This window comes from Stenotrophomonas sp. STEN013, assembly GCF_056760355.1.
This window is the reverse complement of sequence record NZ_JBRREO010000002.1, coordinates 336637-362227: the sequence shown is the minus strand read 5'-3', so window position 1 is coordinate 362227 and position 25591 is coordinate 336637. Positions and strand designations below refer to the sequence as shown.

The window sequence follows — 25591 nt, the reverse complement described above, 5'->3', positions numbered from 1 at the left end:
ATGCGGCGATTTTACCCCGCCCGGCCTTCAGCTGCCTGACCGCACATTGGCGCCGCTTGCGGCATGGGCCATGAAAAAACGGCAGCCAGTAGCCCGGGTAAGGCCAACGGCTGCACCCGGGGCCGCGGCAAGTGCATCAAGGGCACCCGGGTGCGCTTCGCTTACCCGGGCTACGCGCTGACCGCTTATTGGCGCCGCTTGCGGCATGGGCCATGAAAAAACGGCAGCCAGTAGCCCGGGTAAGGCCAACGGCCGCACCCGGGGCCGCGGCGAGTGCATCAAGGGCACCTGCCGCCATCGGCGGAACGCACGTACAAAAAAGGGCCGGCAATGCCGGCCCTTTGTCTTGCTCAACCCTTCAGCTGCTTACGGCGCCGGCTTCGGCTCGGGCTTGCGCGGCATCATCTGCTCACGCATCGCCGCGTTGTAGGCGAAGCTGGCCATCACCGCCGCAGCCTGCTTGAGGTCTTCGGCTTCGATGTGGTCCCAGGTGTCCAGGTGGGTGTGGTGGACGTTGGAGAAGTAGTCCAGACGGTCCTGGATGAACTGGAAGCCCGGCAGGCCGACGCGGTCAAAGGCGATGTGGTCGGTGGAACCGGTGTTGCGGGTGACCACGGTGGTGGCGCCAACGTCATTGAACGGCTTCAGCCACGCCTCGAAGATCGGCATCGCGGCCAGGTTTTCCTGCGCGTAGATGCCACGGAAGCGGCCCGAGCCGTTGTCCATGTTGAAGTAGACCGAGAGCTTGTCGTAGTCGCGCAGCTTCTGCAGCGGACCGGTCGGCTCACGCAACGAGGCCGGCAGCGCCAGCTGGGCCGGATCGGTCGGCTCCGGGAAACGGGCGTAGTTGCGCGAGACGTAATCCTGCGAGCCGATCAGGCCCTGCTCCTCGCCACTCCACAGCGCCACGCGGATGGTGCGCTTGGGCTTGACCCCGATCGCCTTGAGGATGCGCATGGCTTCCATCGCCACGGCCACGCCGGCGCCGTTGTCGGCCGCGCCGGTACCGGTGTGCCAGGAGTCCATGTGCGCGCCGATCATCACCACCTCGTCGGCCTTGCCGCTGCCGCGGATCTCGGCCAGCGTGTTGTAGCCGGGCTTGTCGCCTTCGTCGGTGAAGCGGGCATCGACACGGATGCGCAGCTTGACCGTCTCGCCGGCTTCCAGCGAACGCACCAGCGGGTTGAAGTGCTCGGTGATCATGGTCAGCTCCGGCACGCCGGCCGACTCGCCGGCCTTGCGCGAACCGCCCCCGGCCACGCGGATGATGCCGTTGTCCCAGCTCGACAGCGAGATCGCCGCCAGCGCGCCTTCGGCGACGAAGAACTCGTTGGTCTTGCGGACCAGCTCCTGGCGCTCGTTGTATTCCTTCAAACGCTTGGCGCGGTCGGCCGCGGCGGTGGCCGGAATGGTGAACTGCTGCAGGCCTTCCAGCGAGGTGGCGTCATGGCGGTGGCTGTCGGCCTCGGTGCCGCGCTTGTAGGCGCGCGCATCGCCCAGCAGCAGCACCTTGCCGCGCAGCTTGCCCTTGTACTTGTCCAGGTCGGCCAGCTTCTTGATGTCCACGCGGACCAGCTCGCCTTCCACGGCACCGTCGGTGCCCGGCGTCCACGCCTTGGGCAGCGCATGCAGGGGCAGCACGCGGTCGCCGATCATCTCCACGCTGGCGTGGGTGAACTCCCAGCCACGGCCGAACGCCGGGAACGCGTCGTCATGGACGTTGCTCAGTCCCCATTCGTTGAACTTACCGCGGCTCCAGGCATTGGCCGCGGCCATCTGCGGCGAATTGGTCAGGCGCGGGCCGATGTTCTCGGTCAGATAGGTCAGGTGGTCCATCACCTGCGAGTTGTGGAACGCCTCGGCGCGGATGCGGGTGACCACATCCAGATCCACCTTTTCGGTGGCCTGCGCCGGAGCGCCCACCGCCAAGCCCATGCACAACGCCAGCAAACCACGCTTGATCACACTCTTCCCCCGGCCCATGGGCCAATTGCGACAAAGCCGCGAGTCTAGCCAGTGCGGCGTGGCCGGCGAGCCGGCCAATGGTCATGGTCGGCCGACAGACCTCCGCGTTTGTCACAACCACCTGTGCCCGCGCCGGCCTCGCCCAAGCCCAAACGCTGGCGCGGGCGCGCGGCGAAGGCGGTCCGCGCCGCGGGCCGCTCACGCCCACCAGCCATACACCACCAGCCGTTCCCCCGGCAGCACCGCCAGCCAGCCGCACCGGTCCTGCGCGATGGCGCAGTAGCCGGTCCGGTGCGTCACGGCCGCCTCACCGGCGGCGCACATTCCTGTCACCGGCGCCGCCGCGCGCACCGCTATCTGCCGCCAAGGCCCGTAGCGGGCAGGCAACTGCCGGGGCAAACCGGCGCGGGCCACCGTGGACTGCGCGAAGAACGCCAGCCCGGAGCGTTGAATGGCCAACGCCGTTGCCGCCGCCAGGCGCAATACGACCCTGCCCCGCGCCCGGCCGCGGAACGCACTGCCCAGCAGCACCTGTTCCAGCTGCCCCGGCAACCCCCCGAAATTCAACAACCCGCAGGTTTCAATGCCGGCAGGCAGCAGTTGCTGCGCGCGGCGGTGGATCGATACCCGGTTCATAGCCTGATCCCTCCGGAAAAAAACGGGGTGGCCTGCGCCACCCCGCGCCGATTACGGCAATGTCGGCGGATCGGTCGCGCGCTTGCCCAGCTCGTACCAGTCGATCTTGCGGGTGATCCACATGATCAGCGCCAGGATGCCGAACAGCAGCAGCGAGCCCAGCAGCAGCGCGTTGTTCTCCGAGCCCAGCAGCAGGAACAGCGCGCCATACAGCAGGGTCAGCAGGGTCGAGAACATCAGCCCGTACTTCCAGCTGCGCAGCACGCCACTGAGGTAGAAGCCCTGCAGGCCGATACAGGCCGCCGCCGAGACCAGGTAGGCCTGCCAGAACGCGATCTGCTCGGACAGGCTGATCAGCAGCAGGAAGAAGATCGCCAGCGCCAGGCCGACCAGCAGGTACTGCAGCGGGTGGATCCGCAACTGCTTGATCAGCTCGAACAGGGCGAAGCCAACGAAGGTCAGCAGCACGAACAGGATGCCGTACTTGGTGGCGCGGTCGGCCTGGGTATAGACGTCCACCGGATCGACCAGCGCCACGGTCAGCGACTCCACCTCCGCATCGACAATCAGGTTGCGGCGCAGCTGTTCCTGCGCGGCCGAGGCCAGCGAGGAGACCGCCCAGCTGGCCTTGAAGCCGCGGTCATCGACACTGCGCTCATGCGGCGAGAAGCTGCCGGAGAACTGCGGATGCGGCCATGACGAGGCGATATCCACGCGGGTGTCATCGCCCACCGGCACCACCGACAGCGAACGGGTGCCGTCGAGCACGAACTCCAGCTCGACCTTGCGCCCGTCCGACAGCACGCCCGAGGCGGCGTCGCCCTGCATCCGCAGCGGCGCATGCAGGCCTTTGGACGCGGCCTCCAGCGCACCGGCGCCGGCCTGCAGGGCGATGCTGCGGCCATCCACGCGCAGGTTGGGTGTGCCCACCAGCCCGCGCACGTCGGCAATGCCCAGCGCCAGGTACGGCTGTCCGTAACTGCGCCCGGCCACCGGCGCGTAGTCCCTGTCGGTGAACTCGGCCTGCACGCGGGCGTGCCAGCTGTAGACCGGCACCCGGAACAGGCCCACGCGGCGTTCGTCCGGGCGCATTTCCCCCTGCACGCGCAGCCGTGCCGGCATCTGCAGGTCAAAGCCCTTCTCGGTCTGCAGCTCGCGGGTCTTCAGCCCGGTCGGGCCGACCACCTCCACCTCGCGCTCCTGGGTCCACGGCAGCACCCGCACCGGGCCGATCAGCGACTGCGCGCCGGCACGGCTCTGCGCCACCCGTTCGATGGCCTGGTCGCGATAGCGCTCGCGCTCCTTGATGGTGCCGCGGATCAGCAGCAGCGGGATCAACAACAGCAACACCAGCCCGCCGACGATGGCAGCGCGCAACAGCAGTTTCAGGGAAGTCATGTCCGGTCCTCGTGTGGAAACGGGGACAGCGTGGACCGGCTGGGTGAGCAGGGTTTGTGGCGAATTTGAAGTGAATGTGAAGTCGGCCCGCCGTCCCCCGGTGGCGGGATGCGTTCCGTTTCCCGTGCACACGCGCTGGCCCCTGACCGCCTGCGGTTGCGGATGCGCGCTGCGGCATAGTATGAATACAAGCAAAATGCGCACCCGGACCGTCCAGCGCCTCCGCCCAAGGAACACCTGTGCTGTTGCAAACCCGGTCGCGTACGTCGCTGATCCACCGGCTGTCGCTGAGCATCTGGGGCCTGTTCCTGGCGCTGCTGCTGCTGCTTTCCGCGCTGGGTTACCTGGCCATGCGCATGGCCACCGACCGCGTGGTGCCGATGGTGGCGCAGCGCACGGTGGAATTGCGCGCGCGTGCCAGCGAGGGCCTGTTCCTGCAGGCCGAGCACAGCGTGGTGCGGCTGCAGCAGGAGCTGCTGCGACGGCTGGACAGCGCCGATCCGGCCACCACCCTGGCGCGGTTCGACACCCTGTTCGCGCGCAGTGCCGACGGCCTGTGGCGGTTGCGCCCGGAACTGGTCGCGCCGGCCTCCGCGCCCACGCTCTACCTGCACCAGCCGCCGCAGGGGCTGGACGCTTCGGCACGCCTGCGCGCGGTTGTCGCCTACGACCTGCTGCGCGAGCAGGGACCGGCGCTGGCACCCCCGTTCTTCTCGGTCTACATGGATTTCATCGAGGACGGGCTGATGGTGTACTCGCCCGGCATCGACTGGGGCAGCGGCGCCGACGCCACGGCCACCAACACCGGCTATCCGACCATGCTCGGCGCCGATCCACGGCGCAATCCGCAGCGCCAGGTGTTCTGGACGCCGGTCTACCTGGACCGGCAGGCCGCTACCTGGATGGTGTCGGTGATCAAGCCGCTGGACTGGCACCAGCACTGGGTCGGCACACTGGGCCACGATGTCTCGGTGCAAAGCCTGATCGAGCAGGTCGACAGCGGCGATGAAAGCGACGGCGTGCAGCTGGTGATGAGCGCCGACGGCGCGCTGATCGCCCATCCGCAACTGCGCCGCCGCATTGCCGCCGCCGACGGCCAGCTCGAACTCGACCGCCTCGATGATCCACTGCTGGCCCAGGTCCACCGCATGATCCGGGATGCGACCGTGGACCACGGCGCCGGGCGTTCGCCCGACGGCGCCTACTGGGTGGCGTGGTCGCAGATCCAGGGCCCGGACTGGTACCAGGTCTATCTGCTGCCCCAGGCGCGGGTGAACCATCTGCTGATGTGGGGCCTGCTGGCGATGGCCGGCATCGGCGTGCTCGGCCTGCTACCGGCGATGTGGCTGTTGCGCCGGCGGATCGGCTCGCTGGTGGCCGCACCGTTGAAGCGCCTGGCGCTGGCGGTGGATGAACTGGGCCAGGGCCGCGCGCCGCAGCCCATCGGCCTGCAGGGCGATGACGAGCTGGGCCGGCTGGCCGGTGCCTTCGACGACATGGCCGAGGAGCTGGGCCATCAGCGCGCCCTGCAGTTGGCCCATGCCAAGGCGCTGCAGGGCGAAATCGACGAGCGCCGCCAGTTCATGACCCGGCTGGAGGAGGAGCGCGCGCGCCTGCTGGCGCTGCTGGGGGCGATGGACCTGGGCATCCTGTTCGTCAGCGGCGAGAACCGGGTGACCTACTGCAACGCCACGTTCGCCGCCATGTGGCAGTTCCCCGAGGGCGCCAGCGTGGTCGGCCGCTCGACCCGCCAGGTGTTGCAGACGGCCAAGCAGCTGATGGCCGATCCGGCGACGATCCTGGCGCAACTGGAGGCGGCGGCCACCGCGGAACCGCCACGGCAGCTGGAGATCCGCCTGCGCGACGGCCGCACCATCATGCACAACGCCTACCTGGTTCCCGACGCGCAGGGCCATTACCTGGGCCGGCTGTGGGTGCAGGAGGATGTGAGCCACCAGCGCCGCACCGCCCAGCAGCTGGTGCGGCTGGCCCACCACGATCCGCTCACCGGGCTGTACAACCGGCGCCGCTTCGAGAACGACCTGGCCAGCTTCTTCCACGATGCCCAGCGCGTGCCCAGCCAGGCCGCGCTGCTGTTCTTCGACCTGGACGAGTTCAAGTACATCAACGACACCTTCGGCCACCGCGCCGGTGATGCGGTGCTCAACCGGCTGGCGCTGGAGATGCGCACCCTGGTGCGCGCCGGCGAGACCCTGTTCCGCCTCGGCGGCGACGAGTTCGCCGTACTGATGCCGCACGCCAGCCAGGACGATGCCCAGCACCTGGCCGAGCGGATCGTGCAGCGCATCGCGCAGACCCCGCTGCGCCTGCTCGAACAGACCGTGCGCCTGAGCACCAGCCTGGGCATCGCCCACTACCCCACCCATGCCGACAATACCGAGGACCTGGTCGCCCACGCCGACGCGGCGATGTACCAGGCCAAGCATCTGGGCAAGAACCGCTGGAACGTGTACCGGCCCGACCGTGACAGCTCGCGCGAGATGGCCAGCCGGCTGGTGTGGAACGACCGTATCGCCCAGGCCCTGGAGCAGGACCTGCTGCTGCTGCACTTCCAGGGCGTCTACCACGCCGGTGACGGCCGTCTGGCGCATCTGGAAGCGCTGATCCGCATGCGCGACGAAGCCGGCAGCGGGCAGCTGATCATGCCGGCGGACTTCATCGTCCCGGCCGAGAAAAGCGGCAAGATCCTGGAGATCGACCGCTGGGTGATCCGCCAGTGCATCCAGCTGCTGGCCGGCCACCCGCAACTGCCGGCGATCGCCATCAACATCTCCGGGCGCTCCTTTGATGATCCCGAGCTGCCCGCCTGGATCGGCAACCAGCTGCTGCGGCACCGGGTGGCTCCGCAGCGGCTGCTGGTGGAGCTGACCGAGACCGCGGCGATCTCGGACATGGGCGATGCCGCGCGCTTCATCGCCGCGCTGCGGCAGACCGGCTGCCCGATCTGCCTGGACGATTTCGGCACCGGCTTCGCCTCCTTCGCCTACCTCAAGAACCTGCAGGCCGACGTGCTCAAGATCGACGGCATGTTCATCCGCGACCTGCCGCAGGAGCCGGACAACCAGGTGTTCGTACGCGCGATCATCGAAGTGGCCCACGGCATGGGCAAGCTGGCCGTGGCCGAGTTCGTCGAGGACGCCGCCACCTTGGAGATGCTGCGGCAGATGGGCGTGGACATGGTCCAGGGCTACCACCTGGACCGGCCGCGGGCCGACCATCCGGCCCTGACCGTGGCCGTGGCCTATTAGCGGACAGCCGCCTGGCCGGCAAGGATTGCCCCCTCAGGCCAGCGGCAACCACAGACTGGCCACTGCTCCGCCGCCGGGACGGTTGTGCAGCTGCGCGCGGCCACCATGCAGCCGCGCCACCTCGGCCACGAACGGCAATCCCAGCCCCGAGCTGCGCTGCCCGCTACCCGGCCGCGCCAGCGAGTAGAACCGTTCGAACACCCGCTCCCGCGCGTAGTCCGGAACGCCTGGCCCCGTATCGGCCACCTCCACCGTCCAGCCCGCCTCGTGTCGCTGTACCTGCAGCACGATGCGCCCACCGGCCGGCGAAAACGCGATGGCGTTGTCCAGCAGGTTGGACAACGCCTGCCGCAGCAGGAAGGCATCGCCCTGCACCAGCGCCTGCGCCGGCAGCTGGCAGTCCACCACCAGCGCCTGCGCCTGCAGACGCGGTGCGGCATCCTCGGCCAGACTGCGGCACACCCCGGCCAGATCGACCGCGCCGCGGCGCTGCAGCCAGCCGTGCTGTTCCACTTCGGCCAGCCGCAGCAGCTGGTCGATGGTCTCGGTCAGGCGCCGCTCCTGCTGCACGATGTTGCCGGCAAAGCGCTGCCGCTCGGCCTCGGGCAGCGGCTCCTGCAGCAGCTCGGCGGCGCCGCGGATCGCCGCCAGCGGGCTCTTCATCTCATGGGTCAGCGACTGCACGTACTGCTCGACATAGGCCTTGCCTTCAAGCTTGCGGCGCATGGTTTCCAACGCGCGGCCGAGGTCGCCGATCTCGTCGCGGCGCGGCTTGGGCGGGGGCACCGGGTCCCCGGCGCTGACCGCCTGCGCATAGCGGTTCAGGCCGCCGATGCCGCGCGCCAGCCACCAGGTCATCAGCAGGCCGATCAAGGCCGACAACCCGATCAGCCACGCCCCGCGCGCGACGATGGCGCGCTGGCTGGCGGCGATGAACGGATCGATGGTGTCGTTGGGCTGGGACAGCGTCAGCACGCCGATCAGCGTGCGCGCGTCGGCCGGGTCGTACACCGGCGCGGCCACATGCATCACCGTGGTGCTGCCATCGCCGCGGGTCTCGGCACTGGAGCGCGCACCGTACTGTCCGCGCAAGGTCCGGTAGACATCGTTCCAGCGCGAGTTGTCGCGCCCCACGTCCTGGCCGCGCGAGTCGTAGACCACGATGCCGCTGGCATCCGTCACCGTCACCCGGTAATCGATGCTGCGCTTGGGAAAGCGCCACACCATCGCGCGCGGATCACGGCGCTGCGCGGTGGCCAGCTGGGTGGCGAAGGGGCCGTCGCCGATGCGCCCGGCCTTCAGATCCGGCGCGGCCATCACCGCCAGCACATTGGCCGCATCCACCAGCGTGGCCTCCATCGCCTGGCGCACGCCCGGCTTGACCTCGTTGACGAACACCCGCATCACGAAGAACGCGGCGATCCCCACGATCAGGAAAAACCCGAGAAAGAGTTTCAGGCTCAGACGCACCTATCGCAGCCTCGCTTTGTGCTGCAAGAGCTTTCACTCCTGCGCCACGGGAGCGAGCCACCGTTCTTTGCCCGTGCAAAGAACGGTGGCCCCAAGAAAGCACGCCCTGCCTCCGCGCCCCGCGCGCTACGCGCACCGGGTCCACTCCACCAGCAGGATTTTTCTACGCGACATCCCTGTCGCGTAGAAAAACGACGTGCGTCCTTGCACGTCGCCCTTCGGGTTTTCCCCGCTGGCTGCGTCACTGCGGAAGGGAATGCTGAAAAGCAAAAGCAACCGCGGCTACTACGCGGCTTCTGGCAGCAATCGTTCGGCATCAATTTCCGACCATTGCTGTTGCTGCTGTTGCTGTTGCTGTTGCTGTGGCTGTGGCTGTGGCTTCCAGTCTTTGACTTGTCCAGCCGTAGAGCGAGCCGAGCACCGCAGCGGATCGGGGGAAAAAGGCGCGGGTGTCTGAGCGCAGCGAGTTCCGCGCCGCCCCGATCCGTGAGGAGCACAGGGAATCGATGCGGCGTCGCCGCATCGGCTCGCGTGCCGGCCGTGTTTCTCTTGGTTAGCTTCTCTTTGCACGAGCAAAGAGAAGTAACTCGCTCATGCGAAGCAGGAGCGAAAGCCTTTGCAGTTGCCGTCAAGCACAGACAGGGCAGAACCGGACCGTTTTTGATCAGGCGTCGCGTGGTCTCGCCGCTACCCTCTCTCCGCACGAGCTCCAGCAGACAGGACAGTCGCTTGAAAAAAAGCGCTGTCGCATGCGTCAGATGTCCAGCACCCTCAAACCGCCAGCGCATACCCCACCCCCCGATGGGTACGGATCGGTTCTCCAGGCACCCCCGCCGCCCGCAACTTGGCGCGCAGGGTTTTGACGTGGGTATCGACGGTGCGATCGGCACTGTCACTGGCATGGTCCCAGCCGCGCTCCATCAGCTGCGCCCGGCTCAGGATCGCGCCCGGGCGCTGCAGCAGCGCGGCCAGCAACGCATATTCATAGCGGGTCAGGTCCAACAGGCCTTCGCCATAGCGGATGCGCCGGCCCTCGCCATCGATGGCAAACCGGCCATGCTGCTTCCAGCCCGACGTCTCGGTCGCCGCCACCGCCGGCCCCGCCCGGCGCAGCCGGGCCCGTACCCGCGCCACCAGCTCGCGCGGCGAGAACGGCTTGGTCACGTAGTCATCGGCGCCCAGCTCCAGCCCCAGCACCCGGTCGAACTCGTCATTGCGCGCGGTCAGGAAGATCACCGGCACCTGGCTGAAGGTGCGCAGCTGGCGGCACACCTCGAAGCCGCCGATATCCGGCAGCCCCACATCCAGCACCACCACCTCGGCGCCACCGGCCCGCAGCTGCGCCAGCGCCTCCCGCCCCAGCGTGCAGTGACTGGCCAGATAGCCCTCGCTGCGCAGGGCATATAACAATGTATCGGCGATGGCGGCCTCGTCTTCGACGACAAGGACCCGGGCAGGCTGGTCGGACATGTGCCCAGCATAGCCGCCACCTCCCCCGCGCCGTACACTTCGCCGATGAATTACCGCCACGCCTTCCATGCCGGCAACCATGCCGACGTGCTCAAACACATCACGCTGCTTGCGCTGATCGATTCATTCAAGCGCAAGGACAGCCCGTTCTTCGTGCTGGACACCCATGCCGGGCGCGGCCGCTATCTGCTGTCCAGCGAGGAAAGCCGCAAGACCGCCGAGATCGACGATGGCGTGATGAAGCTGATGGCCCAGCCCACGCTGCCCGACGTGGTCGAGCGCTATCTGAAAGCGGTGCAGGCCGACAACCCCGTCGGCGCGCTGATCACCTACCCCGGCTCACCGCTTCTCACCGCCCAGGCCCTGCGTCCGCAGGACCGTCTGGCCGCCTGCGAGCTGCAGGAAGAGGAAGCCGCCGCGCTCAAAGCGCTGTTCGCCCGCGACAGCCGCGTCGGCGTGCACCCCGGCGATGGCTACGCGCAGATCCGCTCGCTGCTGCCGCCCAAGGTCAATGGTGTGAAGATCGGCCGCGGGCTGGTGCTGATCGATCCACCTTACGAGGCCCAGGACGCCGAATACCCGCGCATCCTGGCGGCGTTGAGCGAAACCCTGGCCCGCTGGCCGCAGGCCACCTGCGCGGTCTGGTTCCCGATCAAGCAGCGCCGCAGCATCCTGCATTTCTTCCGCAAAGCCGCCGCGTTGCCGATCAAATCGGCGCTGCTGGCCGAATTCCTGGTGCGTCCGGACGACTCGCCGCTGCGTCTGAACGGCAGCGGTATGCTGCTGCTCAATCCACCGTGGCAGTTCGACCGGGTGCTGGCGCCGGCGATGCCGGTGCTGAAGAAGCATCTGGGCGAAACCGGGGCCTCGACCCGCCTGGAGTGGCTCAAAACGGCCGAGTAGGCAACGGCCGTTCCCGGCCATGACCCCGCGTTCAACAATGTTCACAGAATTTCGCACGACCGGTGCCAGAATCAGCGGACTTTCGAGGAAACGTAGTCATGGCGACCCGCAACCGCATGCCCCCGTGGCATGAAAACTTCAAAGCCCCCAGTGGCCGGGAACTGCTGATCCGCCCCATCCGGCCGGAAGACGGCCCGCCACTGCAGGGGGCATTTGAGCTGTTTGGACCGGAGGAAGTGCGTGACCGGTTCCTGCAGTCGGTCGAATCCCTTTCCGACGAAACCGCCCAGCGCCTGACCCACCCCAATCCCAAGACCGAGATTTCGCTGGTCGCCGCCGAACCGCTGCCGCCCGGCGAAGCGGTGGTCGGCGCGGTGGCGCGGGCCTCGATCATTCCCGGCACCCGGGATGCCGAGTACGCGATCCTGGTCAGCCGCTTCCTCGCCGGCCAGGGCCTGGGCCGCCAGCTGATGCGCAAGCTGGTGAAGTGGGCGCGCGGCAAGTATCTGGACCGCATGTACGGCGATATCGCCCAGGACAACGAGCCGATGCAGCAGCTGGCAGCCTCGCTGGGCTTCAAGCAGGTGCCGCATCCCACCGGCGCCCCGGGACTGGTGCGGATGGTGCTGGAACTGGCCAACTGAGGCGCTTCCGCCTCCTTGCAGACAACAGGCGCTCCCACAAGGGGCGCCTTTTTTCATGACGCACATCCCTGTGCGTCACCGTTGGCGGCTTTGCCGTGAAAAACGGCGATCCTGCCGTTTTTTCATGACGCATATCCACGTGCCTCACCGTTCGGCAGCCTCGCCGCGAAAACGGCGGTCCTGCCGTTTTTCCCAACCCTCCTCCGTCTCCGCTCCCCTTCCGCAGCGTTGCCCTGCAAAACCGCGGTGCTGCTGTTTTGCGGAGGGGATAGTCCGTTTCCCCCCTGCAGCGGCCGGGCAGATCGCATCTGGTAAAATTCGCGGTCCATGTCGTCCATCAAATTCCCCTCTCCGCCGCTGCCGCGTAGCGGCCAGCTCCGCGCCTGGTGGCGCGCCCCGGCTTCCGTCAGCGCGCTGGCCTGGCACATCGCCCGTGCCGCCGACGCCCACGGCAGGCCCCTGCTGCTGGTGACGCGCGACAACCAGAGCGCGCATCTGGCCGTGGCTGACCTGCAGACCCTGCTGGGCGATGCCTCGACGCTGCCGGTGGTGCCGTTCCCGGACTGGGAAACGCTGCCCTACGACCAGTTCAGTCCGCACCCGGACATCATTTCCCAGCGACTGGCCGCGCTGCACCGCCTGCCCACCCTCGCCCGCGGCATCGTCGTGGTGCCGGTGCAGACCCTGCTGCAGCGCCTGGCGCCGCTGAACTACATCGTCGGCGGCAGCTTCGACCTGAAGGTCGGCCAGCGGCTGGACATGGATGCGGAGAAACGCCGGCTGGAAAGCGCCGGCTACCGCAACGTGGCGCAGGTGATGGACCCGGGCGACTTTGCCGTGCGCGGTGGCCTGCTCGATGTCTACCCGATGGGCACCGAGGCGCCGCTGCGCATCGAGCTGCTGGACGAGGACATCGATTCGATCCGCGCATTCGATCCCGAAACGCAGCGCTCGCTGGACAAGGTGCCGGCAGTGAAGCTGCTGCCCGGCCGCGAAGTGCCGGTGGACGAGGCCAGCCTGGCCAAGGTGCTGACCACGCTGCGCGAGCGCTTTGACGTCGATACCCGGCGCAGCCCGCTGTACCAGGATCTCAAGGCCGGGGTCCTGCCCTCGGGCGTCGAATACCTGCTGCCACTGTTCTTCGACAAGACCGCCACGCTGTTCGACTACCTGCCCGAAGGCTTCATGACGGTGCTGGGCACCGGGGTGGCCGAGGCCGCCGATGCGTTCTGGACCCAGACCCTCAGCCGCTACGAACAGCGCCGCCACGATATCGAGCGGCCGCTGCTGCCGCCGGAAGAGATCTACCAGAGTCCGGACAGCCTGCGCAAGCAGTTCAACAAGCTGCCGCGCGTGGAAGTGTGGCCGGCCGACCACCCGCGCATCGCCGAGGCGCAGGCACTGGGTGACCAGCCGCTGCCGCCACTGCCGGTCGCCGCCAAGGATGCACCGGCTGGACAGGCGCTGAAGTCGTTCCTGGACAACTACCCGGGCCGGGTGCTGATCGCCGCCGATTCGCCGGGCCGCCGCGAGGCGCTGCTGGAAGTGCTGCAGGCCGCCGATCTGCGCCCGCCGGTGGTTCCCGGTCTGCCGGGGTTCCTCGCTGACGCTGCCGCACCGCGCTTTGCGATCACCGTCGCCCCGCTGGATGACGGCTTCGCACTCAGCGAGCCACCGCTGGCGGTACTGACCGAACGTCAGCTGTTCCCCGAACGCGCCGGCCAGCCGCGCCGCACCCGCCGCGCCGGACGCGAGCCCGAGGCGATCATCCGCGACCTGGGCGAGCTCAGCGAAGGCGCTCCCATCGTCCACGAGGACCACGGCGTGGGCCGCTACCGCGGCCTGATCGCGATGGATGTCGGCGGCATGCCCGGCGAATTCCTCGACATCGAGTACGCCAAGGGCGACCGCCTGTACGTGCCGGTCGCGCAGCTGCACCTGATCAGCCGCTACTCCGGCGCCTCGCCGGAAACCGCGCCACTGCATTCGCTCGGGGGCGAGCAGTGGGCCAAGGCCAAGCGCAAGGCCGCCGAGAAGGTGCGCGACGTCGCTGCCGAGCTGCTGGAAATCCAGGCCCGCCGCCAGGCGCGCGCCGGGCTGGCGCTGGATATCGACCGCGCGATGTACGAACCGTTCGCCGCCGGCTTCCCGTTCGAGGAAACCGCCGACCAGCAGGCCGCGATCGATGCGACCCTGCGCGACCTGCAATCGGCCCAGCCGATGGACCGCGTGGTCTGTGGCGATGTCGGCTTCGGCAAGACCGAAGTTGCCGTGCGCGCGGCCTTCGCCGCGGCCAGTGGCGGCAAGCAGGTGGCGGTGCTGGTGCCGACCACGCTGCTGGCCGAACAGCACTACCGCAACTTCCGCGACCGCTTTGCCGATTACCCACTGCGTGTGGAAGTGCTCTCGCGCTTCAAGAGCACCAAGGAGATCAAGGCCGAGCTGGACAAGGTCGCCGAGGGCACCATCGATGTGATCATCGGCACCCACCGGCTGCTGCAGCCGGATGTGAAGTTCAAGGATCTGGGGCTGGTCATCGTCGATGAAGAGCAGCGCTTTGGCGTGCGCCAGAAGGAAGCGCTGAAGGCCATGCGCGCCAACGTGCACCTGCTCACGCTCACCGCCACGCCGATTCCGCGCACGCTCAACATGGCCATGGCCGGGCTGCGCGACCTGTCGATCATCGCCACCCCGCCGCCGAACCGGCTGGCGGTCAAGACCTTCATCACCGCCTGGGACAACGCGCAGCTGCGCGAGGCGTTCCAGCGCGAGCTCGCGCGCGGCGGCCAGCTGTACTTCCTGCACAACGATGTGGAAAGCATGGGCCGGATGCAGCGCGAGCTGTCCGAGCTGGTGCCAGAGGCGCGCATCGGCGTCGCCCACGGCCAGATGCCCGAGCGCGAGCTGGAAAAGGTGATGCTGGATTTCCAGAAGCAGCGCTTCAACGTGCTGCTGGCCAGCACCATCATCGAATCGGGCATCGATATTCCCAATGCCAACACCATCATCATCAACCGTGCCGACAAGTTCGGCCTGGCCCAGCTGCACCAGTTGCGCGGCCGTGTCGGCCGCTCGCACCATCGCGCCTACGCCTACCTGGTAGTGCCGCCGGACAAGCGGGCGATCAGCGCCGATGCGCACAAGCGGCTGGAAGCGATCGCATCGATGGATGAACTGGGCGCCGGTTTCACCCTGGCCACGCACGATCTGGAAATCCGCGGCGCCGGCGAGCTGCTCGGCGAGGACCAGAGCGGGCAGATGGCCGAGGTCGGTTTCAGCCTCTATACCGAGCTGCTGGAGCGTGCGGTGCGGTCGATCAAGGCCGGCAAGCTGCCCGACCTGGATGCCGGCGAAGAAGTCCGCGGCGCCGAGGTGGAGCTGCATGTGCCGGCGCTGATCCCGGAAGACTACCTGCCCGACGTGCATACCCGCCTGACCCTGTACAAGCGCATTTCCAGCGCCCGCGACAGCGCGGCGCTGCGCGAGCTGCAGGTGGAGATGATCGACCGCTTCGGGCTGCTGCCGGACCCGGTCAAACACCTGTTCGCCATTGCCGAACTCAAGCTGCAGGCCAACGCGCTGGGCATCCGCAAGCTGGAGCTGGGCCAGAACGGTGGCCGTATCGTGTTCGAAGCCAAGCCCGAGATCGATCCGATGGCGGTGATCCAGCTGATCCAGAAGCAGCCCAAGCTGTACCAGATGGAGGGCCCGGACAGATTGCGCATCAGGCATCCGCTGCCGGAAAGTGCCGACCGTTTCAACGCCGCACGCGCCCTGCTGACCACTCTGCGGCCGTGAAAGCCCTGATTAAGACAACCGATGAAGATTGCGTGAAAAGGCGGGCGTACCGACAATAGGCGCCCCCACTCTTACGCACGCGGCCGTCCCCCCCGGCTCCGTACTGATGCCATCTATTTCCTCACCCGTGGGACTTTCCATCCCTCCGGAAGACAACTCCTGCGCCATCGAGGTGCTGGCCGCCGCGCTGGATCAGCGCGACAGCTACACCGATATCCATTGTGACCGGGTTTCGCAGCTGGCCTTGGCGCTGGGCAAGCGCTGTGACCTGTCCGAGGACCGCCTGGGCCACCTGGTGCTGGCCGCTCGTTTCCACGATGTCGGCAAAATCGGCATCCGCGATGACGTGCTGCTGCATCCGGGCCGTCTGGACGAGGAAAAATGCCGGGCGATGCGCACCCATCCTGAACGCGGCGCGCGCCTGTTCCGCGCCACCGGGCGCGAGGATGCGGACCACGTAGCCCGCCTGATCCGCCACCACCACGAGGCCTTCGATGGCAGTGGCTACCCGGACGGCCTGAAAGGCGGCGATATCCCGCTGGAAGCGCGCATCCTCACCATCGCCGACGGCTACGATGCGATGACCTCGGCCCGTCCCTATCGCGGCCCCATGCCGCATTCGCGCGCCATGGGCATCCTCACCGAGGAACAGGGCCGGCTGATCGACCCGGACGTGTTCCACGAATTCACCCGGATCATCCAAGCCGGCGCACTGGAAGAAGTCTGACACCCGGTCACCGCGCCGCGATGGCCGTCGCCGCAGTGACATACAGAAGGCCCGGCACTGCCGGGCCTTCTGTTTTCCGCACACCGTGTGCGCCAAGTCACCACATCCCCCCGCAATCCCGGTCGGTGCCGGCCATCGGCACACCGGCCAGGCATCCTGGGGCGGCAGCCAAGGAAGGCAGTATCGAGAGCGCGCCGAGGGCACGGAAATTGGCCCAAGCCTACGGTTCGGTAGTGAGCCGCACGCACCCTTGGCTATCGGTCAAACTGAGGCGCCATATCGTGGCCCCGTTCGTGAAGATGGCCGGCGTCTGGCTACGGTCGTCGACGGCAACGTTCCACGCATGCGAGAAGCGCCGGGCAAGATCGCGCAGATGGCATTCACACGCAAATTTCCAGCCATTCTCGATGCCCGTTAACGTGATAACTGCGGAATGAGGTTTTGCGAAGGCCGGAGCCGCAGACTCTGGAGCACAGCGGCGGAGTCAAGCCAACCCGCGAAGTGGCGTCGGCTCGAATGACCTGCCAAGACTCACTTCCCGCATGCTGGCACGACTGCCGGTGCCGGACTGAGGTATGTAACCTCTCCCGCGCAAACCCTATAAGCAAATGAAGTACTGGCAAGGCCGGAGTCCGGAATCGCCGCGGTATGCATGATCTCGCCTGAGGGGGCGATGAGTCTGATCAGTGCATTATCAACGCTGACAGCGTTGCCCGGCGTCGCAAGCTCAAGTGTGAAACCATCGGAAAGGCGAAGCCTGGCGGCCTGTCTGGATGGCAACTGCAAATCAAGGGTAACCGGCGCAGAATCATCAAACTGCAGAGTGCCAGTGAACTGAACGCGCTCTGGTACGCCCGCCGATGCCCCCAGCGAAACGCTGGTCAGAAACAGGAATGCGGCTACAGTTTTCATCGTGCACCTCCAGGTTGTGGGATTGCTGCCCGTCAACCCTAACACCCACGTCACGCCGGATGGCAGCGCGTGGCCGGCAACATGGCCAGCTCGTTCTGCCATGGTGTTGGTGTGGCTATGAAGTTTCGGCTTGAACACATTCTCCGGCACGCCGGACGTTCCGCTAGTCCTGAATCAACTTGCCATTGCGGCCAATCTTTGCATTGCAAGACGCGCAGGACCAACCTCCAAGCATTGCCTCGCGACCATTGGCGGGCTTGCGAAAGCGCGGCAGCACCGCATCGCATTTGGGGCATGACTTGCGCGGCATGAGCAGGCGCATCAGCAAGACCCCCAGTCCGCCAGCCACACCGCCAACAAGCATTGCTGAAGTCAAGATTTTCATGGCCCTCCCAGCACCTGACGCCTGAGTCAAGCCACACCGTTCAGCGGCATCGACTTGAATTAATGGAATGAACTGTCAGCTGGCCTGTACTAGCCCCAGCGCCATCGTGGCCTCTCGCCCTTAAGCCAGCAGACGAAAACAAGCACGAGAATAACCGCCCACGTCATGCACATGAAGCCAACGATATTGCTGGCCGGAGGAAACAAGAAAAAAGCTGTAACGAGAAGTGCAACGGCGGCACAAAGGACCAGCCAACCTTGCCATTTGACGGGAAACCCCCAACCCCAGCCGTATTTTTTTGCGGGAAACCAGTAGTCATCCTTTTGCACGAATCCTCCAAATCCGGCTGGCGCCTGAATTAAGCCGCTTTACGCAGCGGCGTCGGCTTGAATGAACGGGTAGGCCTCATACGCGGATGAACAGCGAGGGTACGTATGCAGACCAGTACAAAGCAACAGTACCGATGAAGCTCAAAGCCAATGCAAAGCCGACATGACGGGCTGTAGGCCTCCATGCGGCAAGGCCGACAACAAGCAGACTGAGTCCAGGCAAGACCCACCACCATTTGATAGTGCGAAATACGAACCGCGAATAGCCTGATTGAGTGACGTTGAAGCTGCTCCAAGTTCCCGTGAATGCCTCAACAGCGCCGTGTTGTACGGCATAGATGAAGTAGCCTTGGGCCAGGACCAGCAGCAACACCATGGCAATGAGCGCGATTCTCTTGAACATGAGGCCTGACACCTGCGTTAAACCACGCCGCGAAACGGCGTCGGCTTGGATGAATTGTTAGCTGACCGCGACTATGCCAGCCAGCTGGCTTTGACGCCTTTCTGGCTCAGCAGGACCAAGGCGATTCCAACCGCCAGCACTACGCCCTGCATTGCCACCACCGCCGGGCCGCCCAGCCGCACGCTGTCCGTAAGGACGAACAAGTTGAGATCCTGCAGCAGGATCCCAAGCAGCGAGGCAACAAATACAGGAAACGCCCAGTGCTTACGAAGCAGCAGCCCAACCGAGCCTAAAGTCCCGGCGATTACAGCCAGTGCCGTGGCTGCTACGGCCCAGAGCGGGCGAGAGGCATAGAGTTCTTGCTGCGCCGCTGGCAGCTTTGCGATATCAGCAGCGGACAGACTCAGGTCCAGGCCGAAGGCAGCCAGGCCGAGAAGATTCCAAAGCAAGGCAAGCACCGCTACAGGCTTCAACCACTTCGGTGGTGCATTCATATCTACTCCCAAGTCGCGGATGAACGTGCTCGGACAGCTAACACCTGGATTAAGCCGTACCGCGACGCGGCGTCGGCTTGGACGAATTGTCAGGCGTTCTTCGATGAACGCCGGAGAGTGCCTGTGAACACAGTACCTGGTAAGACGGTATTGAAGACCGTTCACGCGCACTCATCACTGCCGGATGCGGTGCCGACCACGGGTTGATACCGGCTAGAACCAAAGTTGGAAGCATCATCTATCCCAAATCCCCTACCTCTAAACGAGCGGGCCAGGTTCCCTTTTACATGCCATGGAACTCAACCTGCCCCCGCTACTTGAAGGTTTCCATAGAACGGTTATGGGGGAATCAAACCGGGGTGGTGACGCGACATCGAGTGGAACCCATCCTCAGGAACCATCCGCGCCCATTGGCAGCATGAAGTCGGCGACCGGGTCGAGAACGATCTCCGGAAAACGCTCCGAAACAGCCTTTGCCATCTGCGCACTGGCCACGGGATCAACGGACCCCAATGCGAACGCCACATCACGCGCTTCCGCGCTGGGCCACTGGGCGTAGCTGTACCAGAGGCCATCGGCCCCCCGATGCAACCGGGAACCAAGCGAACCGCGCTCCGAGCGCAGTAACCCGGACACCTTGGACCACGCTTCGATGAAAGCACTTTCCGAACCGGAGTGAAGCCGCCAGCGGTACAGAACTGCAAAACCGGGCCCAGAAGATGCGTTTGTCGCTGTCATGTCAAATGGCACCTGATGTCTGATGAACTGGCGAACGGGATATCGGTACAACAACAGAGGAGCAAGAACGGGATCGGGTTCACTTTTACATCCCACAGAACTCAACCCGACCCCGTTACTGGCGTTGCGGCAGCAACGTCGGTTTGAATTAATTGTTAGCCGTCACGCGGTGGCACGATGAACGGGCGATTAGTGAGTAATATATAAAGCCGGAGAATGACGTTTACTATTAGGGCGTACGCGATGCTTAAGGCTGCAATAAAAATTACAATTGACCGAAGAGATGTGGATGCATTGTTTGGAATGGTTGCAACAGATAGTGTCAGTGCAGTAAGTGCAGCGATTGGCACGGCAATGACTGTGAGTGGCCGCGGAAGGCGATTTTTAATTCCACAGATTAAGCACCTTATCTCAACCTGGTCGAAAATGCCGTAAGGCAGAAGATCCCAGACGGTAACTGAGAGAGGCTTTTTGCATTTTGCACAAATTGCGGCCATTTTTATTGACGACTAACATCTGAGTTAAGCCGCGCCGAGAAGCGGCGTCGGCTTGGACGAATTGTTAGGCCTCTGGCGCATTCCGCTCCGCGGGGGTGCGCGAGAAGGCCGGCGACAGCCCAAATGGATCAATCGCCTGCCGCTGATGAGACGCGGCAGCCGCCCACCAATAGAGCTGTTCAACCCCCCGGCCGGCATACCGCTCCCATCTGGCGGGATCCTGCCCTTCCAACAGCTCGCCGTTCTGGGCGAAAACCTGGTCTGCGCTGGGGAAGTGCACCATGGCCGATACGGGCAGACAGCCCAGTTCCGCTAGGAAGGAGCGCATGTTCACCGCCGCGCGGGTGCCGCCCCACTGGCCGCTGGAGTAAGTGGCGATGAGGCTTGGCTTGAATGAAAACGCCGAGCTTGGGAAGTGATTGAGCAGGTCTGCAAGCGCCGGGCTCATTGAGTGGTTGTACTCGGGGCTCAGCATGACGTAGGCATCCGACTCCCGAATAAGGTCCTCGAGGCGGGCTAACGGTTGGGGCTTGGCTCCCCGGTTGTAAGCGAAGGCAGGCTTGAACACTTCCGATACCGGGTAGGCGAGCGGATCCACCACTTGTGTTTCAAAACGCTCGCGTAGATGCATCGCCAAGAAGGCAGCGACGCGTTCGCCGAGTCGAGGGGGCTGAGGCGGGGATGACACACGGCGGGAGCCGAGAAAAAGAAGGGCCTTCATTGCCGGTTCCTGAGGCCTAACGCCCGAATTAAGCCGCGCCGCGAAGCGGCGTCGGCTTGAATGAATTGTTAGGGCTCAACAAACAACGCATCAACGAGCCCCTGCGAAATCGAAAAACACGCCATGTCAGCCTCCCGGTTGATGTTGAGGCCGGCAATCTGATCCTTTGGGACCAAGTACACCTTGGTTTGGTCTAGTTGCAGCTCGGTGTCGTATCCGTGCAGCTTTACGAGCGCCACCAGATGATACTTTTCTGGAAGATCGAGGGTGCCAAAACGTTCTGTGCAGGTCTTGACCTGGATGGTTTTGACCACGTATCCCTTGAGCGCGATCAGATCATTGCCGCTGTCCTTGATAGGAGCAGCAGCTTGGACTCCGTACTGAAGCAGGCGAGTCTGCACAAGCAGCTCACCGATCGTGCCCTTAGCCATTCTTTCAGATATCGGATTAGCCACGGGTTGAGCCCTAACTCTGGAATTAAGCCGCGCCGCGAAGCGGCGTCGGCTTGAATGAATTGTTAGGCATCAACCACAACAATTTCGATATCCCAAGGGCCGCGCCCTCCAGACTTGGTTGGCCTACGCCCGGGGAACGTCTGTTGTGTAATAGAAAGCCCAGACATTTTTGCAAGGTCGAACCGCTGCCATTCTGGGAGCCCACCAGAACTGCTGGAACCACCAATCTGATAGCCAAGGAATTGCAGTACTCCGTCCTTGATGCCAAGCACGTGAGGCTCAGCTACACGAGGATGATTGCTGTAGTTGAATGAAATTACTGACTTGGAACGGATGGCTTGCTCGATCAACTGCTGGGTCATACGAGATTCCTCCTCTGATGCCTAACGCCAGAATTAAGCCGCGTTGCGGAGCAACGTCGGCTTGGATGACTTGTTAGGCAGTGAGTGGCCGAACGGTTTGGTATTGCAACCGTGCTCCCCAGCACTGCCGCTTGTTACCGAGATTGCCACAACTTGTGGGACGGGGCCTGCCCGGTGAGCCGTGAAGCGCGATGCGACCGAAGCCAGGGCCTGACGCTACCGGAACCATGTGCCGAAGGAACGCCCAACTAGCTTTTGCTCCACCACGGCCTAACGCCTGAGTTAAGCCGACCCGCGAAGCGGGTTCGGCTTGAATGAATTGTTATGCCCAAACTAGGGGCGCCACATGTCGATGTCGCCGTTGCTGTGAACCCCAACCAGAATCATCTGGCTGCGCCAATCTACGAGAATCAGGTTGTGCGCAGAGTTAAGTTTGGCGAACGTCTTGGTGAGGACTAGATCGTCCGCGCCGGAGTCGAGTATGGCGCCAAGAACGGTGATGCCACTCTCGCTCTTGAGGCCATACAAGTTGATCTTATGAGCAACAGCAAGGGCAAACCCATATTTGACTTGGCCAAGCGCACTCGACGAGGTCAGGAGAATCGGAGAATTTTCCTAAACTGCGTCAAGAGTGCCGGCTAGGTTGGAGACTGCATCCGTGCCCGCGATGATTAGATCGCGCGCCACATTGCGCGCGTAAATCTGGTCCCAGCCATATTGCCCCCGATGGGCCCGCTCAAAGGGCTTGTACTCAGCCAAGAGTCGTTGGATCTCTTCTAGGCGACTTTTTGGAAAGAACTCCAATTGGGCCCACTCATCCTCGTGGAATTGTGGCGCACCTTCAAAGGACTCGCGGTTTGGAGCAGCAAACTCAAGGGAGTCCGCCGCAACAGTCGGCATGGAGTAGCGAATTGATTTTGTATCCACCATCTCGACCTTGGGTTGAGGTTGAGCGGCGCTCGAAGTGCCGAAGAGAGCCAGGATAGGGGCGAGCAGTCGTTTCATCTGCGGGAATGTCTCATTGGGGCATAACGCCAGAGTTAAGGCGAGCCGCGAAGCGGCTTCGCCTTGAACGAATTGTTAGGCCTCTCCACAGGAAAGGGAGTAGAACCTCTAGCAAGTACGGCTCGGCTACGACTAGGTATAGGCCGTCCGGTGACAATGAAGCAACGAACCAATCGCCCGAGAGCGTCGTGAAGGAAATCTCTTGAAGATGTCCCCTAAGCTCTAGGCGTACTCTCTGAGATTTTGCAAAAGGGTTGAAGTTATAAGAAACGGTGGCCTCGCCGACTTGAAGCATTGGCGGCGTGTCGGATACGCCCAAATGCTCCGGATGCAGATCTGCAAACGAATAAGGATTGCCATCAAGTACGTCAACGGACGGCGGCCGCAGTGAGACCGAGTACACCTCATCGTAGTCAAATACGGTCATCACGCCGTTTTCAGGGAGCGTGAAGCCTCGAAAGCGCTCTGTGATTCTTGGTAGATCAATCTTTTGCATGAGGAGCCTAACTCTAAGTAGACCCCGAAAGTGGGGTGTAGCGCGGAGTATGGCCGCAGGTTGCGACGATGTGAACCGGGGAAATCCGGCGCCGGCTCAAGGGGTTGCGTTATTTCCCCGGACGGCCGGCCGGTGCCTGCGGCCGGTGTTATGCCGCAGGAAAGTCGCCATATCGATTAGACCCCCGATGCTCCGGTGTAACGCCGCTGCCGGTATGTGGCCTGATTGAGCCGGCCGGGTCGTTTTGCCCGGTCCGGCAGCCGGTTTTCCAGGCCAACGTGGCGCCGGCCTGCGCCGTTTGCAGTAACCCGCCGCCCTTCGGGGCGATCTTTTGGGGCCTGCTCCAAGCGGTTGTGGGGTCCGGCACGGGGAACCGGAGCCGTTCGCGCCGCTGTGGGCGGCTACGGGCAGCCCGGAAACGCCTGCTTTTGAGACAGAAGTCTCATCGATGCCGAAAAAAGCGGCATCGTTGCCACTTCAAGTGCCATCGTTGCCCCAAAAAGGGGCAACGTTGCCGGAAAAAGTGGCATCGATGCCCCAAAAAGGGGCAAGCGTGCCGAAAAAAGCGGCAGTGATGCCCCAAAAAGGGGCAACGTTGCCGGTCAAAGTGGCATCGATGGCGAAAAAAGCGGCATCGATGCCGTTTCAAGTGCCATCGATGCCCCTTTTTGGTGCAACGCCGCCGCGCGCCGGTCTACCGGAAAGCCGCGCGGGGGCGCCGCTGCCACGGCACCGGCCAGCGCCGACCGGTGCCACGCGACGGCCCCCGCTTGGGGGTGCAAACGCGGCGCGCCCCGGCACACCGGAAGGCCGCGCCGGGGCGGCGCTGCCGTAAACGACGACACCCGGCATCGGCCGGGTGTCGTGAGGGGATTGCAGGGCGTGTTACTTACCGGGCCTTGGCCTGGTTGGCCACGGCCTCGGCAGCCTTTTTGGCCGCTTCCGGATCGCCCAGGTAACGGAACGACTGCACCGCCAGGTCGTCATCCAGCTCGAACAGCAGCGGGATGCCGGTGGGAATGTTGAGCTCGAGGATTTCTTCCTTGCTCACGTTGTTGAGGTACTTGTACAGCGCGCGCAGCGAGTTGCCGTGGGCGGTGACCAGCACGGTCTTGCCATCCTTGAGCTGCGGGGCGATGGCGTCAAACCAGTACGGCAGCACGCGATCGAGCGTGGTGGCCAGCGATTCGGTGGCCGGCAGCGCGTTGCGGTCCAGGCCGGCGTAGCGGCGGTCGTGGCTGGGATGGCCCGGATCGGCCAGGTCCATCGGCGGCGGCGGGATGTCGTAGGAACGGCGCCACACCTTGACCTGGTCCTCGCCGTGCTTGGCGGCGGTCTCGGCCTTGTCCAGGCCCTGCAGGCCACCGTAATGACGCTCGTTCAGACGCCAGGATTTGGCAACCGGCAGCCAGTCCTGGCCCATCTCGGCCAGCGCGCCCTGCAGGGTGTGGATGGCACGCTTGAGCACGGAGGTGTGGGCGACATCGAACTGCAGCCCTTCTTCCTTCATCAAGCGGCCGGCGGTGGCGGCCTCCTGGCGGCCCTGCTCGGTGAGATCGACATCGACCCAGCCGGTGAAACGGTTGTCGAGGTTCCACTGGCTTTGGCCATGGCGCAACAGCACGAGTTTACGGGTCACAGCAGAGGTCTCCGGAGGTGGGGTAGGCGCTGGATTGTAGCCGCTTCACGCGGAGTGGCCGCGCACGCCACGCCGCCTTGACCGGGGCCGTGCCATGCTGCCGGCATGCTCGACACCGCCTTGCCCCCGCTGCCCGAGCGGTCGACCCCGGAAGATCTGCGTGCGCTGTGGGCCCTGCAGAGCCGCCTTGCCGCGCAGGTGTCGCTGGAGGATGCACTCACCGCCCTGCCCGCCCGGCTGGCCGGGGTGGATACCGGCTTCGAGGACGCCGGCCGCACCACCCGATCGGCGGCGGTGCTGCTGGAGGGCGACACCCTGCAGACACTGGAGTCGCGTGTGGCGCGCCTGCCCACCGCCCTGCCCTATATTCCCGGCCTGCTGAGCTTCCGCGAGCTGCCGGCGGCGTGGCAGGCGCTGCAGCAGTTGAGTACCGCTCCGGCGCTGGTACTGGTGGATGGCCATGGCATCGCCCACCCGCGTGGCCTGGGCATCGCCGCGCACCTGGGCGTGCTTAGCGGGCTGCCCTGCATCGGCGTGGCCAAAAGCCGGCTGGTCGGCGACTACGACGAACCCGGCCCGCTGCGGGGCGATCACACCCCGCTGTGGCACAAGGACCGTCAGGTCGGCTGGGTGCTGCGCAGCAAGCCGCGTTGCAACTCCCTGTTTGTCTCGCCCGGCCACCGGGTGTCGGTCCCGACGAGTCTTTCGCTGGTGCTGGCCTGCCTGGGGCGCTACCGCCTGCCCGAGCCGACCCGGCTGGCCGACCGGCTGGCCTCGCGCCGCGATGGCCGCGCCCCGGCCGGGTGAGGCCGAGGGTGACCACGGCCTGTCGCAACAATCCGTTTCCGGGCCGGTACGGACAGCGCCCCGCCCCC

Annotated in this window: 21 protein-coding genes; 6 read left to right on the top strand and 15 right to left on the bottom strand. The window is 65.0% G+C overall.

Annotation, left to right across the window (positions count from 1 at the left end; translation table 11 throughout):
* Nucleotides 1–366 precede the first annotated feature (366 nt).
* The 3 genes from ACVOMH_RS05860 to creD form a co-directional block, all read right to left on the bottom strand.
* Nucleotides 367–1965, bottom strand: a complete 1599-nt coding sequence (locus ACVOMH_RS05860; protein WP_481551333.1) for a M20/M25/M40 family metallo-hydrolase — start codon at nt 1963–1965, stop codon at nt 367–369.
* Between the two features lie 198 nt (nt 1966–2163).
* A complete protein-coding gene (locus tag ACVOMH_RS05855) occupies nt 2164–2601 on the bottom strand; it encodes a hypothetical protein (protein WP_481551332.1) in 438 nt (145 codons plus the stop codon).
* A gap of 51 nt (nt 2602–2652) precedes the next feature.
* Nucleotides 2653–3999, bottom strand: a complete 1347-nt coding sequence (creD, locus tag ACVOMH_RS05850; RefSeq protein WP_481551331.1) for a cell envelope integrity protein CreD — start codon at nt 3997–3999, stop codon at nt 2653–2655.
* Between the two features lie 239 nt (nt 4000–4238).
* Here creD and ACVOMH_RS05845 point away from each other — a divergent pair, with 239 nt between their 5' ends.
* Nucleotides 4239–7268, top strand: coding sequence for a bifunctional diguanylate cyclase/phosphodiesterase (locus ACVOMH_RS05845; protein WP_481551330.1), 3030 nt, complete (start codon nt 4239–4241; stop codon nt 7266–7268).
* Nucleotides 7269–7301: 33 nt separating this feature from the next.
* Here ACVOMH_RS05845 and creC read toward each other — a convergent pair whose 3' ends face one another.
* A complete protein-coding gene (gene creC, locus ACVOMH_RS05840; protein WP_481551580.1) occupies nt 7302–8675 on the bottom strand; it encodes a two-component system sensor histidine kinase CreC in 1374 nt (457 codons plus the stop codon).
* Nucleotides 8676–9509: 834 nt separating this feature from the next.
* Nucleotides 9510–10208: a two-component system response regulator CreB gene (gene creB, locus ACVOMH_RS05835; RefSeq protein WP_481523009.1), complete on the bottom strand. Its 699-nt coding sequence runs from the start codon at nt 10206–10208 to the stop codon at nt 9510–9512.
* Between the two features lie 45 nt (nt 10209–10253).
* On the opposite strand from creB, the gene ACVOMH_RS05830 reads away from it, so the two are divergent.
* The 4 genes from ACVOMH_RS05830 to ACVOMH_RS05815 all read left to right on the top strand — a co-directional run bounded on the left by ACVOMH_RS05830 (nt 10254) and on the right by ACVOMH_RS05815 (nt 16280).
* A complete protein-coding gene (locus tag ACVOMH_RS05830) occupies nt 10254–11111 on the top strand; it encodes a 23S rRNA (adenine(2030)-N(6))-methyltransferase RlmJ (RefSeq protein WP_481523008.1) in 858 nt (285 codons plus the stop codon).
* Nucleotides 11112–11209: 98 nt separating this feature from the next.
* Entirely contained in the window at nt 11210–11755 is a 546-nt protein-coding gene (locus tag ACVOMH_RS05825; protein ID WP_054660495.1) for a GNAT family N-acetyltransferase, read from the top strand.
* A 327-nt stretch (nt 11756–12082) separates the two neighbouring features.
* Nucleotides 12083–15553, top strand: coding sequence for a transcription-repair coupling factor (gene mfd / locus ACVOMH_RS05820; RefSeq protein WP_481551329.1), 3471 nt, complete (start codon nt 12083–12085; stop codon nt 15551–15553).
* A 106-nt stretch (nt 15554–15659) separates the two neighbouring features.
* A complete protein-coding gene (locus tag ACVOMH_RS05815; protein ID WP_054658413.1) occupies nt 15660–16280 on the top strand; it encodes an HD-GYP domain-containing protein in 621 nt (206 codons plus the stop codon).
* Nucleotides 16281–16811: 531 nt separating this feature from the next.
* On the opposite strand, the gene ACVOMH_RS05810 is transcribed toward ACVOMH_RS05815, so the two are convergent.
* From ACVOMH_RS05810 to gpmA, 10 genes are all read right to left on the bottom strand, one after another.
* Nucleotides 16812–17192 carry a hypothetical protein gene (locus ACVOMH_RS05810; protein ID WP_481551328.1) on the bottom strand — a complete coding sequence of 127 codons (381 nt, stop codon included), beginning with the start codon at nt 17190–17192 and terminating at the stop codon, nt 16812–16814.
* Nucleotides 17193–17355: 163 nt separating this feature from the next.
* Nucleotides 17356–17577, bottom strand: coding sequence for a hypothetical protein (locus ACVOMH_RS05805; RefSeq protein ID WP_481551327.1), 222 nt, complete (start codon nt 17575–17577; stop codon nt 17356–17358).
* Nucleotides 17578–17982: 405 nt separating this feature from the next.
* On the bottom strand, nt 17983–18309 hold the full coding sequence (locus ACVOMH_RS05800; RefSeq protein ID WP_481551326.1) for a hypothetical protein: 327 nt from the start codon (nt 18307–18309) through the stop codon (nt 17983–17985).
* Between the two features lie 71 nt (nt 18310–18380).
* A complete protein-coding gene (locus ACVOMH_RS05795; protein WP_481551325.1) occupies nt 18381–18803 on the bottom strand; it encodes a hypothetical protein in 423 nt (140 codons plus the stop codon).
* 390 nt (nt 18804–19193) lie between these two features.
* On the bottom strand, nt 19194–19541 hold the full coding sequence (locus ACVOMH_RS05790; RefSeq protein ID WP_054658409.1) for an antibiotic biosynthesis monooxygenase family protein: 348 nt from the start codon (nt 19539–19541) through the stop codon (nt 19194–19196).
* Between the two features lie 561 nt (nt 19542–20102).
* The gene (locus tag ACVOMH_RS05785; protein ID WP_057506452.1) at nt 20103–20759 is read right to left on the bottom strand and encodes an NADPH-dependent FMN reductase; all 657 of its coding nucleotides are present in this window, start codon (nt 20757–20759) and stop codon (nt 20103–20105) included.
* Nucleotides 20760–20827: 68 nt separating this feature from the next.
* On the bottom strand, nt 20828–21190 hold the full coding sequence (locus ACVOMH_RS05780; RefSeq protein ID WP_481551324.1) for a hypothetical protein: 363 nt from the start codon (nt 21188–21190) through the stop codon (nt 20828–20830).
* A gap of 86 nt (nt 21191–21276) precedes the next feature.
* Entirely contained in the window at nt 21277–21576 is a 300-nt protein-coding gene (locus ACVOMH_RS05775) for a hypothetical protein (RefSeq protein ID WP_481551323.1), read from the bottom strand.
* A gap of 615 nt (nt 21577–22191) precedes the next feature.
* Nucleotides 22192–22581, bottom strand: coding sequence for a hypothetical protein (locus ACVOMH_RS05770; RefSeq protein ID WP_481551322.1), 390 nt, complete (start codon nt 22579–22581; stop codon nt 22192–22194).
* A gap of 1385 nt (nt 22582–23966) precedes the next feature.
* On the bottom strand, nt 23967–24716 hold the full coding sequence (gene gpmA, locus ACVOMH_RS05765) for a 2,3-diphosphoglycerate-dependent phosphoglycerate mutase (RefSeq protein ID WP_054660958.1): 750 nt from the start codon (nt 24714–24716) through the stop codon (nt 23967–23969).
* Nucleotides 24717–24821: 105 nt separating this feature from the next.
* Here gpmA and nfi point away from each other — a divergent pair, with 105 nt between their 5' ends.
* Nucleotides 24822–25523: a deoxyribonuclease V gene (nfi, locus tag ACVOMH_RS05760; protein WP_481551321.1), complete on the top strand. Its 702-nt coding sequence runs from the start codon at nt 24822–24824 to the stop codon at nt 25521–25523.
* The last annotated feature ends 68 nt before the right edge of the window (nt 25524–25591 follow it).